The sequence below is a fragment of the Streptomyces sp. NPDC005784 genome, from assembly GCF_042871525.1.
GTDB lineage: Bacteria > Actinomycetota > Actinomycetes > Streptomycetales > Streptomycetaceae > Streptomyces.
Genome location: NZ_JBIAIQ010000003.1, coordinates 265,445 through 281,388 on the forward strand (window position 1 = coordinate 265,445; position 15,944 = coordinate 281,388).

Genomic DNA, 15,944 nt, shown 5'->3' on the forward strand with positions numbered 1-15,944 from the left:
CGTCTACAGAATTGTAGTCAGTCGGGTACGAGTAACGACCGTGCCCGCCCATCCAGTATGAGAGGGCCCGCGACCATGGCCGCAACTTTGTTCACAGCGTCACACCTCGCCGTGAATATTCTCAGCGCCCAGTCCCTGCTCGCCGCCTTCGGCGTACTGGGGGTGGGCGTGGTGATGTTCGCGGAGACCGGCCTGCTGATCGGCTTCTTCCTGCCCGGAGACTCACTGCTGTTCACGGCGGGCCTGCTGTGCACGGGATCGGGGCACAACGGCCTGAAACTGTCGCTCCCCCCGCTGCTGATCGCCGCGACCGTGGGCGCGCTGGTCGGCGCGCAGACCGGCTACCTGATCGGACGGAAAGCGGGCGGCGCCCTCCTGTCCCGCGATTCCGCCCCACGGCTCCAAGCGGGCGCGCACCGCGCCGAGGAGCTGCTGGAGAAGTACGGCTACGCCAAGGCCATCGTGCTGGCCCGCTTCGTCCCCGTGGTGCGTACGGTGCTGAACCCCATGGCGGGCGCCTTGCGCGTGCCCGTGCGGACCTTCACCGTGTGGCAGGTGGTCGGCGGCCTCGTCTGGAGCATCGGCCTCACCCTCGGCGGGTACGCGCTGGGTTCCTCCATCCCGAACGTCGACCACTATCTGCTCCCGATCATCGCGGTCATCGTCCTCGTGTCGCTGGCCCCGCTCGCCGCTGAGCTGTACCGCTCCCGCCGACAGGGCGCCGCGAGCAAGGAGGCCCAGGGATGATCCTGGCTCTCGACGGCTCCTCGATCGACGGCTCCGCCTACCGGTATGTAGTCGATCTCGCTCAGGACTCCCCCTCGTGGGTCGACAGCCTGGTGTCGGTGTGGTCGACGTACGGGCTCGGACTGTTCGCCGTGCTGATGGTGCTGGGCTGGTGGCGGGCGCGGCGCGAGAGCCCGCGGGCCGCGCTGGCCGCGCTCGCGGTCCCGGTCGTCGTGGTCGTGGCGTACGGGGTGGATCTCGGCGTGAAGCTGCTGGTGCGCGAGGACCGGCCCTGTCAGAGCCTGCGGGTGGCGACGCTGGAGGCGTGCCCGGCGCCGGGCGACTGGTCGTTCCCCAGCAATCACGCGGCGATCGCGGCCGCGGCGGCCGTCGCGCTGTTCTTCGTCTCGCGCCTCCTCGGCAGCGTCGCGATCGTGGCCGCGGGCGCGATGGCGGCCTCCCGGGTCTGGATCGGGGTGCACTATCCGCACGACGTCGCGGCCGGTGTGCTCGTCGGCACACTGGTCGCGATGGCGATGACGGCCGTCCTCCACAGGCTGCCCGACGTGTCGGAGCACCGGCTGGCCGCTTCGCGGCTCGGAGCCCTGCTCATCGCGTCCCGGCTCGCGAAGAGCGGGTGAGCGCGGAGTATGCGCCGGCGGATCCTGGTCGTCGAGGACGACCACGCGCTGCGTGACGTCCTGCGGCGCGGGCTGCGGGACGAGGGCTTCGACACCGTGCCGGCCAAGGACGGCGCGACCGCGCTGCGGCTCGCCGGGGACGACATCGACGCGGCCGTCCTCGACGTCGGCCTGCCCGACGCCGACGGACGGGACGTGTGCCAGGCGATCCGGGCCAACGGCTTCCTCTCCCCCGTGATCTTCCTGACGGCCCACCACCACCTCACCGACCGGCTGGCCGGCTTCTCGGCCGGCGGCGACGACTACCTGCCCAAGCCGTTCCATCTGACGGAGCTGGCGGCCCGGCTGCGGGCGGCCCTCAAGCGCGCCGGACCGGGTCCGGCCGGTACGGCCGGTGACCTGGTGCTGGACCCGGTCGCCCACAGCCTGACCGTGCGGGGCCGTCGCGTCGACCTGACTCCGACGGAGTTCCGCCTGCTGGCGGCGCTGATGGCGGCGTCCGGGGCGATCGTCAGCCGACGGGAGCTGATCAGGGCCGGCTGGCCGGAGGGAGCCCAGGTCAGTGACAACACGCTCGACCAGTATCTGACCCGGCTGCGCCGCAAGCTGCGGGACGGCGGCAGCGAGCTGACGGTCACCACGGCGCGCGGTATCGGGCACCGCCTGTCATGAGACCGGGTCCCTCACCCGCTCGGCCGACCGCCGGGGCGGGTTTCACGACCGGAGGCGTGCGCCCATGAGAACGTTCGCGTCCGGTTGGCGGCCGCAGACCCTGCGGGGCCGGCTCTCGCTCGTCGCGCTGACCACCGCCACCCTGCTCATGGTGATCCTCACGTTGGCGTTCAACACCGTCGTACGACAGCACCTCCAGCACCAGGCGGACGACGAGCTGCGTACCCGGGGCACCGCCGTCGCCGCGACGGTCGACACCAGTGGCGCCCGGGTGCGCGTCCTGGAGATGCCGGGCGAGGAGCTGCTCGACGCCAACGTGTGGATCTACGCGGGCGACCGGCTCCTGGAGAAGCCGCCCGCGGCCACCGCCGCCGGCCCGCTCACCCGCGCGGCCGACGCACTCGCCGCACGGGGCGGGACGCACTGCGTCACCGCCCGCGCCCACGGCCCGGTCCGGCTGTGCGCGCGGCCGGTGCCGGGCGACAGCACCGGCGCGACCGTCGTCACCGCCCTCGACCTGTCCCCGTACCGCAGTTCGGCCGACACCCTGCTCTTCGCGTCGCTCGCACTCGACGCCGCCATGCTCGCCTGCACGTACGCGCTGACCCGCCTCGCGGTGGGGCGCGCCCTGCGTCCCGTGCGCACCATGACCGACCAGGCCACCCGGTGGAGCGCCGTGGCCTCCGAGGAACGCTTCGGGAGCATCGCCCGGCCCGTCGAACTCGCCCGGCTGGGCGGGTCGCTGGACGCGCTCCTGGACCGCATCCGGGCCCTGCTGCGTCATGAGCGTCAGCTCACCCAGGAGCTGTCGCACGAGCTGCGCAATCCACTCGCCCGGATCATCGCCGAGCTCGACTGGTGGCAGTCCCGGCCGCGCTCAGCCGAGGAGACCCGGACCACGCAGGAGGCCATAGCGGACGCCGCCCGGTCCATGCGCACGATCTGCGACACGCTGCTCGACGACGCCCGTGACAGCGCGTCCGCGGCGCCGGGCACCAGCGAGGTCGTATCCGTACTGCACCGGCTCGCGGACCGTGCCGGCACGGCGCGGCCGGAGGTGGAGATCGTCGTCAATGGCCCGGGAGCGGGTCTGGCGGCCGGAGTGCCGGACGCCCTGCTGGAGCGCATCGTCAGCCCCCTGTTCGACAACGCGCTGCGGCACGCGTCCGCCCGGGTCGAGCTGCGGGCCGGCGGGCGGCCCGGTGGCGTCCGTGTGGAGGTCACCGACGACGGACCGGGTGTACCCGCGTCGTTCGCGCCCCAGCTCTTCCAGCCGGGGCGCCGCGCCGATCCCGCGGACGGACACGGCGGAGCGGGCCTCGGTCTGCCGCTGGCGCGACGCCTGGCCCGCTCCGCCGGCGGCGAGGTGCACCACGAGGAGGCACACGCCACGGGCGCGACGTTCGTGGTCGCCCTTCCGTCGGGGTGAGGCCCCCGCAGGCGGACCGGCCTCCGGAAGGAACAGTTCTGGATGCCGGCCTGGTTGCGAGGCTCACCCCGTCGGTGGTCAGCCCGCCTGAAGGGTGGGCCGGTCGGCGGTCGTGACGTCGCGGCGGGTGATCGAGAGGTAGACGACCAGGCCGAGGATGACCGTCAGGAACAGCACGCTGGTGACGACGGTGCCGAAGCCCAGGCCGCCGTCGCCGGTCGGCTGCGAGAGGTAGTCGCCGATCGACGCGCCCAGCGGACGGGTCAGGATGTACGCGATCCAGAAGCTGAGCACGGCGTTCAGGCCGAGCGCGAAGTGCGCGACGGCGACCGCGGCGATCGCGAGTCCGAACAGCACGGCGGAGACCCAGTACCCGAGGGCCATGCGCTCGGCGACCAGGTCACCGGCCGCGGTGCCGAGCGCGAAGGTGAACAGCACCGCCAGCCAGTAGTAGGCCTCGCGGGAGAGCGTGTCGACGCTGTGGATGGACAGCGTCCCCTCGCGGCGGTACCAGACGAAGAAGGTCACGGCGAGGGCGACCGCGAACACGGCGGTGCTGGTCTCCAGCGGCACGCCCAGGTTGTCGGTGAGGTTGTCGCTGATCAGCGTCCCCACGACGCTGATCAGCGCCACGGCGAGCCAGTACACGCCCGGCTGGTAGGTCTTCGTACGGAACTGGACCACCAGGACGATCGCCAGCAGCCCGCTCATGAGCAGCGACACACCGGTCAGGCCCATGCCCAGGTTCTCGTTCAGGAGGTCGGCGGCGGTCTCGCCGACCGTCGTGCACAGCACCTTGATGATCCAGAAGTACGCGGTGACTTCGGGCACCTTGTTCCAGCGCAGGCGCTGCCCGGCGGCCGGGGCGCCGGTGCGGCCGTACGCCTCAGGAGTCCCGGAGGTCTCTGTTGTCTCGTAGGTCATGAGGCCCGAGGGTGTCAGCGGAAGCCTGAACGCATCCTGACTGCCGTACGCCCCCGAACACGCCCCCCCGTTCACAGCGCTCGGTTTCACAGCACTCGGCGGCGGATCAGCACCCCCAGCGCCACCAGCCCCGGCAGCAGCGGAAGCCACACGGTGAGCAGCCGGTAGCCGAGAACCGTCGACGCCGCCGCTCCGCCGGGCGCCCCGGCGAGCGTGAGGGCCAGCGCGAGGGCGGCGTCCAGGGAGCCGAGGCCGCCAGGGGTGGGCAGCAGGACGGCGGCGCTGCTCGCCGCGAGGTACGCGAGCGCCACCCGGGCCGGGGACAGTGGCAGGTCGATGGCCTGCGCGACGGCGATGACCACGGTGGCGTGCAGCGCGGCGAAGGCGAGCGAACCGCCCCACAGCGCGGCGGCCCGCGCGGGGAGTTCGTGTACGGCGCGGACGTCCAGCAGTACGGAACGCAGCGCGCGCCGCAGCGGGCCCGCCAGCAGCACCGCGGCGACGGCGGCCACCACGACGGCCGTCGTCCAGGCGGTCACGGTCCAGGCGTTCGCCGGCACCCGGGGAAGACGGAGCGCGCCGGGGCAGGCCAGAGCGAGCCCGCCGATCAGACAGCCGCGCACGACGGTTCCGGCGCACGCCTTGACCGCGAGCGCGGTCGCGGAGCGGGCGACGGGCAGTCCGCACCGGGTCAGGAAGCGCAGATTGACGGCGCCCGCGCCGAGTCCCGAGGGCAGTACGTGGTTGGCCGAGGCGGCCGCGAACTGCACCGCCACCAGGCGCCCGGCGGGCAGCGGCTCCGTCACCGCGCCCTGTTGGGCGAGGGCCGAGCAGGCCCAGGTCGCCAGGGTGGCGGCGGTCGCCACCAGGAGCCAGCCCCGGTCGGCGTGGGTGAGCCGGCCGGCTCCCGCCTCGATCACCGGCCAGTGCCGGTGGGCGAGAAACCCGGCGCAGACCAGCACGAGCAGTGAAACCCCGGCGTGCCAGCCCACTCGTCCGTCGCCCACGGACAGTCGCCGGCCGACGGTCGTCCACCTGCCGTCGGACACCGCGGGCGCCGACGGCCCGCCCGGTCCGCACGACGGCCCGCCCGATCCGCACGACGGCCCGCCCGATCCGCACGACGGCCCGCCCGGTCCGGACACCGGGTCGCCCGGCCCGGACACCGGCTCGGGCGGCGGCATCCCACGGCCGTCGCTCGTCGGCCCGGCGACCGGGCCACGGCCGGCGACGGACACCGGTGCGCGGCCGACCGGCCCGTTCCCTGCCGGTCCTCGCGTCGGAGCGCCCACCGGAACGCCCGCCGGTTCGCTGCCGGGAGGCCGGCCGAGGCCGACCGCCCGACCGCTGCGGGCGGCCTGCCCACTCTCCGCCGGCGAAGGCGTCTCCGGCGGAAGGGTCACGGCGTAGGGCTCCCCGCTCCCGGAGAGACGTAGACGCTCAGGTCACCGACGCGATGGGATGCCCAGGTGCGGGCGTATCCGGGCGGCTTGCTCCCCGGAATGGTGACGACGGCGACCGGCATGCGCCGGGCGGAACGCGTGATGCTCTCCGGGGTGGCGTTGGCGTTGTGTCCGCCGACCGCCCAGGAGGAACAGCCGGTGTAGAAGGCGATGGGGACGGACTGATGGCCGGCGAGCGCGCAGGGCGGCCGCACACCGAGCCGGTGCAGTTCCGCCGCCGTCACCGCCCAGCCGTGGTGACTGTCGGTGGTGCGCCGCACCGTGGCCTGCAGGACCGCGAACTGCACGGCCAGATGCCCGGCGAGACCGATGGCCACCAGGGTCACGATCACGGGCCGTCGGCGTCGGCCGGGGACGGTGACCACGTGGACGAGGGCGTCGGCGACGGGGATCGCGACGAGGGCGTAGAGGGGCAGCAGGAAGCGCGGCGCCGCGTATCCGATCATGAAGAGGTACGGGATTCCGGCTGTCGTGGCGCAGGCCAGAAGCAGCAGGGTGGGTGCCGTGCGACGGGCCCTGAAGGCGATCACCAGGCCGAGGACGGCGATCAGCGGCAGGACGAACCACCACGCCATCACCACGGGGTTCGGCATCGCGCCGGTGCAGGGCCTGCACAGCACGCGTCCGCCGAGGCTGCGCATCTGGTCGCCGACGGCGATGTTCCAGCCGAGGCCGCCCTGGATGCGCGAACCGTCCGAGAGCCGTTGCCCCAGGCCGCCGTAACTGACATAGGCCTCGATGATCCACTCGGCCGCCCCGGCCAGCAGACCCGCGACGAGGGCGAGCAGCGGCCCGGCCCGCCGCCATCGGGGGACGGCCACGGCGACGACGAGGAGCGGCAGGGTCACCCAGACCGCGTCGGGGGGCCGCATCCACGCCATCAGCGCGGCGCTCAGCCCGATCCCCCACAGGGCCGCCCGGTCGTGGCCGTCCGCCTGGGCTCGCAGAAAACACCCGACGCAGACGAGGGCGCCGATCGCGACCCAGTAGTTGGGCATGGCCTGCGGGCCGTAGAAGAGGGTCACCCACAGCGTCGCGAACAGGGCGCCCGCCAGGGCGAGGACCCGCACCGGGAACAGTCCGCGCCAGACGCGCAGGGCCACGAACAGGCCGAGTCCGGAGAGCAGGGCGAGGTAGACCCGCAGCAGGGTGGTGGACGACGACCAGGAGGCGATCGGCGCCACGAGCAGGGAGACGCCGCGGGCCCGTGGCGCGCTGAAGAAGGCCGCGGGGGCATGCGGGGAGACCTGACTGACGTACACCGTCTCGTCCCAGCCGAGGCCCATCCCGGGGTGCACGAGGATCAGTTGGGCCAGGGTGAAGGCGGCCGCGACCAGGGCGAGCAGGCCCAGGCCACCAGGGCGCCTGGACACGCGGGCCGCCCCGTCCGGCGGTTTGGGCCGCCGGGCGCCGATGAGCGGGACGTTCAGGGTCTTGGCCATCGTCCACCCTTCAGCCCTACACGCTGTAGGGTTTCCTCACCCTATAAGACGTAGGGTGAGGGCGGAGCCGGGGAGTCATGGACAAACTATCGCCCACCGGAAGAAGGCGCCGTACGGGACGGGCATCCGAGGAAGGGCCCTGGGGCGGTACGCGACCCCGCGCACCCAGGGCGTACGCCCGGCATAGGCACCGTTTCCGGCTCCCCTACGCGCTGTAAGGTGACGGGCATGGCTGGCACAGGTCCCCTTGGAAGGGTGGAACGGCGCAGCGCGGGCGAGCTGGAGAGCGAAGTCCTCGCCGCCCTGTGGGCCACCGACGACGCACTCACTCCCGCCGAGATCCAGGCCGAGATCGGCGGCGGACTCGCCTACAACACTGTGCACACCATCCTCAAACGTCTGTACGACAAGGGCCTTGTGCTCCGTGACGTTGACGGCCGGCGGGGAGCGTACCGGCCCGCCAAGAACGCGGCCCAGCTGACCGCCGAGGCCATGCACGAGGCACTCGACCGCGGACCCGACCCGATCGCGGCGCTCCAGCAGTTCGTCACCGGGCTCAGCCGCCAGGAGGAGAAAGCCCTGCGCGACCTCCTCGGAGGGAACGGGCCATGAGGATCGACGTCTACGTTCCGCTCGTACTGGCGCTGCTCCTCACCGGAATCGCCCCGCAGGTCGGCAGGCGGGTGTCGCCTGCGCTGGCGGCCCGCGTCCTCACGGCGGCCGCCGTGCTGACCGCGGCCGCCTCGACCTGGGCGCTGCTGCTGCTCGGGGCCACCCTGATCGACCAGTCACCGGCGGTGATCGCCGAGGCCGGTGAGGAGGGCCGGGCGCTGCCCGAGCCCGTCCCGGAGGCCGTGGCCGTCCTGGCGGTGGCCGCCCTCGCCGTGATCGCCCACCGGCTCCTTCGTGTCGTACGAGCGCGCATCGCGACCCGCCGCGTCCTGCTCAGACTCTGCGAGGGGCACCCGCCGGACAGCGAACTCGTCGTCGCCGCCTCGCCGACCCCGCACGCCTTCGCCATCCCCGGCAGGCCGGGCCGGATCCTGGTCACGGCCGCGATGCTCGGTGCGCTGGAGCCCGCCGAACGGCGTGTTCTGCTCGCCCACGAACGCGCCCATCTCACCCACCGGCACGCGGCACTCTCGACCGCCGTCGCCCTGGCCGCGGCGGCGAACCCCCTGCTCGCGCCCGTCCGCGACACAGTCGCCTTCCTGCTGGAGCGCTGGGCCGACGAGGAGGCCGCGAGCACGGTCGGGGACCGGCACACGACCGCCCGCGCCCTGGCGCGTGCCGCCCTCGTCTCCCAGCGCGCCCGCCCGGGATGCGCCCTGCACTTCTCCGAGCACGCCGTCACCCGCCGGATCGCGGCCCTGCAGACCGCTCCGCCGCCCGTCATGCGGTCCGTGGGTGCGGCCGTTCTCGCGCTCGGTGCCCTGCCCGCGCTGGGTGCGGCCGACGCCACGGGCGATCTGCTGCGGCTGCTGGGCCAGACGCTGCCCTGGGTGTAGGAGACCGGACCACCGCTCACGGCTCCCGCTCGGTACGGTCGCGCTCATGACACCTTCCGAGACGGCTCACCCCGACCCCTCGCGCTCCGGGCGGGTGCGGTTCGCGACGTTCAACGTGCTGCACGGCCAGCCGATGGTGGACGGCGGGCCCGTCTCCGTCCCGGCCACGAGCGGCTCCGAGGCGCCGCTCGTCCGGGCCGTCGCGTCGCTGGACGCCGACGTCCTGGCGCTTCAGGAGCTGGACCGGCTGCAGGAACGCTCGGGCGGGGTGGACCAGGCGGCGGCCGCCGCCGCGGGGTCCGGCGCGCGCCACTGGCGCTACGCGTCCGCGTTCCACGGCGCCGCGCAGACGGGCGGCGGCTGGATCCCGGCCCTGTCCGAACCGGGGTTGCGGGTGTACGGCCCGCTCGAGACCGAAGCGGGCGGCGGTGTTCCCTCGCACGGCATCGCCCTGCTGTCCCGGCTGCCCGTACGGCACTGGAGAGCACGGCGGCTGGCCCCGGCGCCGATCCCCATGCCGCTGCGGACGCCCGGACGCCGCGGACTCACGGTGTCCAGGGACCAGCCGCGGGCGGCACTGGCCGCCGTCGTGGAAGGGAACCGCGGGCCGTTCACCGTCGTGGCGCTGCACCTGTCGTTCGTGCCCGGCTGGAACATCCGCCAGTTGCTCACCGTCCGCGCCTGGATCGCCGACCTGCCCCGGCCCCAGGTGCTTCTCGGCGACTTCAACCTGCCCGGCGCGCTTCCGCGGGCGGTCCTCGACCCGGCCGGACCGTTCGGCGGCGGGCTCCGCCGGACCCGGCGGGAAAGCACCCCGGCGGTGCCGCGCGGCTGGCGGGATCTGGCCCGTACGCCCACCTATCCGGCGCACCGTCCCCTCGTCCAGCTGGACCATGTGCTGGCCACCGGAATCGAGGCGGACGCGGTCCGTGGGGTGCACACGCCGAGCACCGCGATCTCGGATCACCGGCCGCTGGTGGTCGAACTGATCCGGTGACCGCGCCGCACGGCCGATGCACCCCTGGGCCCGGACGGCCCCGGCGGGCCACCCGCACACTCCGCCCCGGCCGCATACGCCGACTCGGCTCCCACGTGCCGAGAGCGCGGCGGTCCGCTCAGCCGGTGCCCGAAGGCCGTTGTCCGCCCGGCCATGTGAGCCCATGTGAGTCCATGTGAGTCAGAGACGCGCCGGGCCGCCCGCTCCGCCGCTGCGCCCCGGCAACCCCGGGAAGGTGTGGCCGCACGCCCCGCCCGACCCGGTTCACTCAGGCGGCCGTGTCCGGCGCCCGGCCCGTCAGCTCAGCTGCTCAGCTGCCCGGCGAACGCGTCGTACGCCCGTTCGTCGAAGAGCACGAAGCGGACCTCCTCGACGTCGGTCTTCGCGGCCCGGACGGTCTCCACCGCGATGCGCGCCGCGTCGTCCATCGGCCAGCCGTAGATGCCCGCGGAGACGGCGGGGAAGGCGACGGTACGGGCGCCCAGCTCGTCGGCGACCCGCAGTGATTCCCGGTAGCAGGACGCCAATAGCTGCGACCGGTCCTCCTCCTGGGCATAGCGAGGACCCACGGTGTGGATCACCCAGCGGGCGTCGAGGTCGCCCGCCGTCGTGGCGATCGCCCGGCCGGTCGGCAACCCCTTGCCGTAGTGACCGGCACGCAGCTCACGGCACTCGGCGAGGATGGCCGGGCCGCCGCGGCGGTGGATGGCCCCGTCGACACCTCCGCCGCCGAGCAGTGAGGAGTTCGCCGCGTTGACGACGGCGTCGACGCTCTGCCGGGTGATGTCGCCCTGCACCAGCGTGATCGTGGTCATGACTCTCTCAGCCTCCTCCAGACGGCCTTCGCCGCGTTGTGCCCCGACATGCCGTGCACACCGGGACCGGGCGGGGTGGCCGAGGAGCAGAGGAAGACGGCGGGGTGCGGGGTGCTGTACGGGAACAGGGACAGCTTGGGGCGGAGCATGAGCTGGAGTCCGGAGGCGGCACCGCAGGCGATGTCACCGCCCACGTAGTTGGCGTTCCGGGCGGCGAGTTCGGGCGGTCCGGCGGTCGCGCGGGCCAGTACGCGGTCGCGGAAGCCAGGCGCGAACCGCTCCAGCTGGCGCTCGATCGCGTCGGTGAGGTCTCCGGTCCAGCCGTTCGGGACATGGCCGTACGCCCAGAAGACCTGTTTGCCCTCGGGTGCCCGGGACGGATCCATGACGCTCGGCTGCACCGTGATCAGGAACGGCGCGTCGGGTGCCCGGCCCTCGCGCGAGGCCGCCCGCAGCGCGCTGCCGATCTCCGCTCTGCTCGCCCCCACCTGCACCGTCCCGGCGACGCGGGCCTTCTCGGCGGTCCAGGGCACGGGCCCGTCCAGCGCGTAGTCGATCTTGAAGGCGGCCGCTCCGTACCGGTATCCCTCGTAGTACCGCCCGAACCCCGCGATACGGGCCAGCGCCTTGGGCGAGGTGTCGAAGACGTACGCGCGCGCGGGAGGCAGATCGTCGAGGCGCTTCACCTCGTAGTCGGTGTGGACGGTGCCGCCGAGGTCCTTGAGATACGCGGTGAGCGCGTCCGAAATGGACTGGGAGCCGCCGCGCGCCACGGGCCAGCCCCGGGCGTGCGCGGCCAGTGCGAAGACCAGGCCGACGGCGCCCGTGCCGACGCCCTCCAGCGGCGCGATGACGTGCGCCACCAGACCCGCGAACAGGGCCTTGGCCCGCTCGTCGCGGAAGCGGCGCATCAGCCAGGTCGACGGCGGCAGCCCGGCCAGACCGAAACGGGCGAGGGTGACCGGGTCCCGCGGCAGTGCGGTCAGCGGCAACGACATGAAGTCGTGCGCCAGGGTGTCCCACTTGCTCAGGAACGGCGCGACGAGCCTGCGGTACGCGCCCGCGTCGCGCGGCCCGAAGGATGCCGCCGTCTCGGCCACCGACCGCGAGAGCACCGCCGCCGAGCCGTCCGGGAACGGGTGCGCCATCGGAAGCTCGGCGTGCAGCCATTCCAGGCCGAACCGCTCCAGGGGCATCGCCCGGAAGGCGGGCGAGTTGATGCCCAGCGGATGCGCCGCCGCACACGGGTCGTGCCGGAAACCGGGCAGGGTCAGCTCTTCGGTGCGCGCTCCCCCGCCCACCGTGTCGCGGGCCTCGAACACAGCGACGGAGAAGCCCCGGCGGGCCAGCTCCACGGCAGCCGTCAGTCCGTTCGGCCCCGCACCCACCACGACCGTATCGAGCATCGACGGCACCTTCGGACTCCTTTGTCAGCCGACGGCCACTGAGGATCAGGATATGCCGGAGGACTGACAGCCTTGGCGGCACGGGGCGTTGGAAGACAACGCCCCCGGAACCGCCTGTCGGCAGCCGGACAGGACCGGAACCCTCGCGGGCCGCGGAGCTCCCGCTCAGGCCACGGCCGCCACCTGTTCGGGCTGTGCCGCCAGCAGGGCCGTCACCCGGCGGGCCGTGGCCTCGTCACGGGCCGCCGTGAACGGCAGCGCGTTGCCCCCCGTGACACGGAACGGCTCGCCGCCGAGTGTCAGATGGGCGCCGCCCGCCTCCTCGACCAGCAGCAGTCCCGCCGCATGGTCCCAAGCCGCCTCCCAACTGAATGCGGTGGCATCCAACTCGCCTCGGGCGACGGCCAGATATTCCAGGCCGGCCGAGCCGCAGGGGCGCGGGACGACGCCGTCGACCCGCAGGCCGAGGAGCGCGCGCTTCTGCTCGTCCGTGGTGTAGTCCGGGTGGGAGGTCGCGATGTCGAGGTCGCGGCCGGGCTCGGGCGAACCGGAGCGCAGCGGCACGCCGTCGAGCACGGCGCCCCGGCCCCGGATCGCGGTGGCGAACTCGTCGCGCGCGGGCGCGTACGTCCACGAGGCGTGCACCACGCCGTCCAGCACGAGCGCGACCAGCGTGCAGAACCCGGAGTCGCCGTGCACGAACTGCCGGGTGCCGTCGACGGGGTCGACGATCCAGACCGGCGCCGTGCCGCGGATCGCCTCGTACGTCGCCGGGTCGGCGTGCACCGCCTCCTCGCCGACCACGACCGAGCCGGGCAGTAGCGCGGTGAGGGCCTCGGTGAGGTACCTCTCGGCCAGGCGGTCGGCGTCCGTCACGAGGTCGTGCGGGCCGGACTTCTGGTCGATCTCGTGCGCGCCGAGCTGCCGGAACCGGGGCATGATCTCGGCGGCGGCGGCCTTGCGGATGGTCTGTTCCACATCGGACGCGCGGTGCGCGAGAAACTCGTCGATGGTTTCGATTTCTTCGATCATGGCTCCATGACAGCACGCGCCACTGACAATCCCCACCCCTCCGGGGTACTCAGGGTGGAATCACCATGAATTCCCGGGGCGGGACGATCACCGGCACCGGGCCGCGATCACGACCACGGCGAGACCGCCGGACGGCAGTAGGGCCCACCGCGGCCGGCCCGGCGGGAGCCCGTCGAGCGGGCCGCGGGATGGGGGCAGACCGGCCGGGAGACGACCAGACCAAGGGGAGAGGACCGGGCGGGCCGCCCGCTGCGGGGGCCGCGGGCGACCGGTGCGGGGCCGGTGCCACAGGCGACCAGTGCGAGGCCGGCGCGGGGGCCCGGTGCAGCGCCCGGCACGGGCGCCGGGTGCCGGGCCCTGCGCGGGCGACCGGTGCGGGGCCGGCGCGGGGGCCCGGTGCAGCGCCCGGCGCAGGCGCCGGGTGCCGGGCCCTGCGCGGGCGACCGGTGCGGGGAACCTGCGCGGCCCGCGGCCCGGCCCGGGCGACCGGTGCGGGGCCGGTGCCGGGCCGGGCGCGGGCGACCAGTGCGAGGCCGGTCCAGCGGCCCGGTGCAGGACCCGGCACCGGCGACCGGTGCAGAGGCCCGGCGCGGGGACCCGGCACAGGCGACCAGCGCGAGGCCGGTCCGGAGGCCCGGTGCAGGACCCGGCACCGGCGACTGGTGCGGAGGCCCGGCGCGGGCGACCGGTGCGGGGCCGGTGCCGCAGCCGGGCGCGGGCGACCAGTGCGAGGCCGGTCCGGCGGCCCGGTGCAGAGCCCGGCGCGGGGGCGACCGGGGCGGGACCGGGGTCGGGGTCGGGGTCGGGGTGGGTCTCAGCGTCCGACTGCGTATCCCTGCATTCCGCGCGGGTTGGCCCCCGCCGACAGGACGCCCGTCGCGGGATTGCGGGCCACCGCGCAGAGCCGCCCCTCGGACCAGGACTCGGCGACCGTGACGTCGTGGCCCCGGCGGCGCAGTTCCTCGACGACCGCCTCGTCCGTGCGGGACTCGATCGTCAGGCTGCCGGGGCGCATGCCACGCGGGTAGAAGGAGCCGGGGAAGCTGTCGTTGTGCCAGTTCGGGGCGTCGATCGCGCCCTGGAGGTCGAGTCCGCCGCGCACCTGCGGGCGCAGCGCCACGGACAGGAAGAAGTGCGTCTGCCACTGGTCCTGCTGGTCGCCGCCGGGGGTGCCGAACGCCATGACCGGTACGCCGTCGCGCAGCGCCACGGAGGGCGTCAGCGTGGTGCGCGGACGGCGGCCCGGGGTAAGGGAGTTGGGCAGTCCCTCCTCCAGCCAGGCCATCTGGAGCCGGGTGCCGAGCGGGAAGCCCAGTTCGGGGACGACCGGGTTGGACTGGAGCCAGCCGCCGCTGGGGGTGGCGGCGACCATGTTGCCCCAGCGGTCGACGACGTCCAGGTGGCAGGTGTCGCCCCGGGTGCCGCCGTCGGGTGCCACCTCGGGTTCGGCCGCCGCTCGGGCCATGGTGGGCTCACCGGCGCCCGGCACCGCGAGCGCGTCGAAGCCGGGCTCCCCGACGGCCACCACGCGCGCGTGCCCGCTGAGTAGCGGATCACGGCCGCCCGGACTGCCGGGACGCAGTTCGTACGAGGCCTTGTCCCCTACGAGCGCCCGCCGGGCGGCGTTGTAGGGCTCCGACAGCAGTTCGTCGAGCGGCACCTCGGCCGCGTCGCCGTACCAGGCCTCCCGGTCGGCCATGGCGAGCTTGCAGCCCTCGACGAGCAGGTGGACATAGTCGGCGGAGCCGTAGCGGGGCAGTTCGGGCGGGAGCAGCGCCAGTTGCTGGAGGAGGACGGGGCCCTGGCTCCAGGGGCCCGCCTTGCACAGGGTCCAGCCCCGCCAGTCGTACGTCGCCGGGGCCTCGTAGGTCGCGGACCAGCCGGCCAGGTCGGCGGCCGTCAGGGTGCCGGTGTGGCGCTCGCCGCTGGTGTCCATGGTGGGCCGCCGGGCCTGCCGGACCAGGGCCTCGGCGATGAACCCGGAGCGCCACACCTCCCGTGCCGCGTCGATCTCGGCCTCCCGGTCCCCCGCGCCGGCGACCTCGTCGAGGAGCCGCCGCCAGGTCGCGGCGAGAGCCGGATTGCGGAACAGCTCGCCGGGGCGCGGTGACTTGCCGTCCGCCAGATAGACCTGGGCCGACGAGGTCCACTCCGTCTCGAACAGCACCCGTACGGCGTCCACCGTCTCGCCGACGCGCTCCACGGGCGCGTGCCCGTCCTCGGCGTATCCGATGGCGTACTTCAGGACGTCGGCGAGCGGCTTGGTGCCGTGGTCGCGCAGCAGCAGCATCCATGCGTCGAACGCGCCCGGCACGGCGGCGGCGAGCGGGCCGGTACCGGGTACGAGATCCAGACCGAGTCCCCTGTAGTGGGTGATCGTCGCTCCGGCGGGTGCGACGCCCTGTCCGCACAGCACCCGCACGGCACCGTCCGCGGGGGCGAGGATGATCGGGACCTCGCCCGCGGGTCCGTTGAGGTGGGGTTCGACGACGTGGAGGACGAATCCGGCCGCGACCGCGGCGTCGTAGGCGTTGCCGCCGTCCTCCAGGACGGCCATCGCGGACTGCGAGGCGAGCCAGTGCGTGGAGGACACCATGCCGAAGGAACCTTGCAGCGTCGGACGAGTCGTGAAAAGCATCAGTCACCCCGGTGATTGCGTGCGTCGGTCGGCCCATCGAACATCAAAGCGGGTCGTGGGGAGAATGAGCGCGAGGCCATCTCCTCCGCCAGGGCCTGTCTGACAATTCGCGTCGGATCAGGCCGCGGCGTCCGGTGCCGTGCATCGCAAGGCGGAGGGTCGCCCTCGCACTGGGCGTACTTGGGCGTGCCCGACAACGCGGCGTGGGGTCCCCCTGCTCGAAGAGCTTGGGGAGTGCGCTGCCGGGCGCC

14 protein-coding genes are annotated in these 15,944 nt (G+C 73.9%); 7 read left to right on the plus strand and 7 right to left on the minus strand.

What is annotated here, in order from left to right:
* The first annotated feature begins 75 nt into the window (after nt 1-75).
* The 4 genes from ACFYR3_RS06640 to ACFYR3_RS06655 all read left to right on the plus strand — a co-directional run bounded on the left by ACFYR3_RS06640 (nt 76) and on the right by ACFYR3_RS06655 (nt 3,468).
* Complete coding sequence (locus ACFYR3_RS06640) at nt 76-747, plus strand: DedA family protein (RefSeq protein WP_355840243.1); 672 nt, start codon at nt 76-78, stop codon at nt 745-747.
* Nucleotides 744-1,367, plus strand: a complete 624-nt coding sequence (locus ACFYR3_RS06645; protein WP_355840242.1) for a phosphatase PAP2 family protein — start codon at nt 744-746, stop codon at nt 1,365-1,367. Before ACFYR3_RS06640 ends, ACFYR3_RS06645 begins: the two co-directional genes overlap by 4 nt.
* A 9-nt stretch (nt 1,368-1,376) precedes the next feature.
* The gene (locus ACFYR3_RS06650; RefSeq protein ID WP_355840241.1) at nt 1,377-2,039 is read left to right on the plus strand and encodes a response regulator transcription factor; all 663 of its coding nucleotides are present in this window, start codon (nt 1,377-1,379) and stop codon (nt 2,037-2,039) included.
* 64 nt (nt 2,040-2,103) lie between these two features.
* Nucleotides 2,104-3,468: a HAMP domain-containing sensor histidine kinase gene (locus ACFYR3_RS06655; RefSeq protein WP_355840240.1), complete on the plus strand. Its 1,365-nt coding sequence runs from the start codon at nt 2,104-2,106 to the stop codon at nt 3,466-3,468.
* 78 nt (nt 3,469-3,546) lie between these two features.
* Here the strand turns inward: ACFYR3_RS06655 and ACFYR3_RS06660 are convergent, their stop codons facing one another.
* The 3 genes from ACFYR3_RS06660 to ACFYR3_RS06670 all read right to left on the minus strand — a co-directional run bounded on the left by ACFYR3_RS06660 (nt 3,547) and on the right by ACFYR3_RS06670 (nt 7,297).
* The gene (locus ACFYR3_RS06660) at nt 3,547-4,392 is read right to left on the minus strand and encodes a hypothetical protein (RefSeq protein WP_355840239.1); all 846 of its coding nucleotides are present in this window, start codon (nt 4,390-4,392) and stop codon (nt 3,547-3,549) included.
* 86 nt (nt 4,393-4,478) lie between these two features.
* Nucleotides 4,479-5,441: a lysylphosphatidylglycerol synthase domain-containing protein gene (locus tag ACFYR3_RS06665; RefSeq protein ID WP_389281810.1), complete on the minus strand. Its 963-nt coding sequence runs from the start codon at nt 5,439-5,441 to the stop codon at nt 4,479-4,481.
* A gap of 350 nt (nt 5,442-5,791) precedes the next feature.
* The gene (locus ACFYR3_RS06670) at nt 5,792-7,297 is read right to left on the minus strand and encodes a hypothetical protein (RefSeq protein WP_389281812.1); all 1,506 of its coding nucleotides are present in this window, start codon (nt 7,295-7,297) and stop codon (nt 5,792-5,794) included.
* Nucleotides 7,298-7,525: 228 nt separating this feature from the next.
* On the opposite strand from ACFYR3_RS06670, the gene ACFYR3_RS06675 reads away from it, so the two are divergent.
* From ACFYR3_RS06675 to ACFYR3_RS06685, 3 genes are read left to right on the plus strand one after another with little or no spacing between them, the layout of a single operon-like run.
* Nucleotides 7,526-7,909: a BlaI/MecI/CopY family transcriptional regulator gene (locus ACFYR3_RS06675; protein ID WP_355840237.1), complete on the plus strand. Its 384-nt coding sequence runs from the start codon at nt 7,526-7,528 to the stop codon at nt 7,907-7,909.
* Nucleotides 7,906-8,805, plus strand: coding sequence for a M48 family metalloprotease (locus ACFYR3_RS06680; RefSeq protein WP_355840236.1), 900 nt, complete (start codon nt 7,906-7,908; stop codon nt 8,803-8,805). Before ACFYR3_RS06675 ends, ACFYR3_RS06680 begins: the two co-directional genes overlap by 4 nt.
* 46 nt (nt 8,806-8,851) lie before the next feature.
* Nucleotides 8,852-9,802 carry an endonuclease/exonuclease/phosphatase family protein gene (locus ACFYR3_RS06685; protein WP_389281815.1) on the plus strand — a complete coding sequence of 317 codons (951 nt, stop codon included), beginning with the start codon at nt 8,852-8,854 and terminating at the stop codon, nt 9,800-9,802.
* A 302-nt stretch (nt 9,803-10,104) separates the two neighbouring features.
* Here the strand turns inward: ACFYR3_RS06685 and ACFYR3_RS06690 are convergent, their stop codons facing one another.
* The 4 genes from ACFYR3_RS06690 to ACFYR3_RS06705 form a co-directional block, all read right to left on the minus strand.
* The gene (locus ACFYR3_RS06690) at nt 10,105-10,617 is read right to left on the minus strand and encodes an O-acetyl-ADP-ribose deacetylase (protein ID WP_389281817.1); all 513 of its coding nucleotides are present in this window, start codon (nt 10,615-10,617) and stop codon (nt 10,105-10,107) included.
* Entirely contained in the window at nt 10,614-12,023 is a 1,410-nt protein-coding gene (locus tag ACFYR3_RS06695) for an NAD(P)/FAD-dependent oxidoreductase (protein ID WP_355840233.1), read from the minus strand. Before ACFYR3_RS06695 ends, ACFYR3_RS06690 begins: the two co-directional genes overlap by 4 nt.
* A 165-nt stretch (nt 12,024-12,188) precedes the next feature.
* The gene (locus ACFYR3_RS06700; protein ID WP_355840232.1) at nt 12,189-13,055 is read right to left on the minus strand and encodes an inositol monophosphatase family protein; all 867 of its coding nucleotides are present in this window, start codon (nt 13,053-13,055) and stop codon (nt 12,189-12,191) included.
* Nucleotides 13,056-13,869: 814 nt separating this feature from the next.
* The gene (locus ACFYR3_RS06705; protein WP_355840231.1) at nt 13,870-15,693 is read right to left on the minus strand and encodes a gamma-glutamyltransferase; all 1,824 of its coding nucleotides are present in this window, start codon (nt 15,691-15,693) and stop codon (nt 13,870-13,872) included.
* Nucleotides 15,694-15,944 lie beyond the last annotated feature (251 nt).

Excerpts from the sequence above, each read along its gene's own strand:
- ACFYR3_RS06645 (WP_355840242.1), top strand. The coding sequence starts at position 744 with ATGATCCTGGCTCTCGACGGCTCCTCGATCGACGGCTCCGCCTACCGG.
- ACFYR3_RS06680 (WP_355840236.1), top strand. The coding sequence starts at position 7,906 with ATGAGGATCGACGTCTACGTTCCGCTCGTACTGGCGCTGCTCCTCACC.
- ACFYR3_RS06700 (WP_355840232.1), bottom strand. The coding sequence starts at position 13,055 with ATGATCGAAGAAATCGAAACCATCGACGAGTTTCTCGCGCACCGCGCG.
- ACFYR3_RS06685 (WP_389281815.1), top strand. The coding sequence starts at position 8,852 with ATGACACCTTCCGAGACGGCTCACCCCGACCCCTCGCGCTCCGGGCGG.
- ACFYR3_RS06640 (WP_355840243.1), top strand. The coding sequence starts at position 76 with ATGGCCGCAACTTTGTTCACAGCGTCACACCTCGCCGTGAATATTCTC.
- ACFYR3_RS06690 (WP_389281817.1), bottom strand. The coding sequence starts at position 10,617 with ATGACCACGATCACGCTGGTGCAGGGCGACATCACCCGGCAGAGCGTC.
- ACFYR3_RS06705 (WP_355840231.1), bottom strand. The coding sequence starts at position 15,693 with ATGCTTTTCACGACTCGTCCGACGCTGCAAGGTTCCTTCGGCATGGTG.
- ACFYR3_RS06650 (WP_355840241.1), top strand. The coding sequence starts at position 1,377 with ATGCGCCGGCGGATCCTGGTCGTCGAGGACGACCACGCGCTGCGTGAC.
- ACFYR3_RS06675 (WP_355840237.1), top strand. The coding sequence starts at position 7,526 with ATGGCTGGCACAGGTCCCCTTGGAAGGGTGGAACGGCGCAGCGCGGGC.
- ACFYR3_RS06660 (WP_355840239.1), bottom strand. The coding sequence starts at position 4,392 with ATGACCTACGAGACAACAGAGACCTCCGGGACTCCTGAGGCGTACGGC.
- ACFYR3_RS06655 (WP_355840240.1), top strand. The coding sequence starts at position 2,104 with ATGAGAACGTTCGCGTCCGGTTGGCGGCCGCAGACCCTGCGGGGCCGG.
- ACFYR3_RS06695 (WP_355840233.1), bottom strand. The coding sequence starts at position 12,023 with ATGCTCGATACGGTCGTGGTGGGTGCGGGGCCGAACGGACTGACGGCT.
- ACFYR3_RS06670 (WP_389281812.1), bottom strand. The coding sequence starts at position 7,297 with ATGGCCAAGACCCTGAACGTCCCGCTCATCGGCGCCCGGCGGCCCAAA.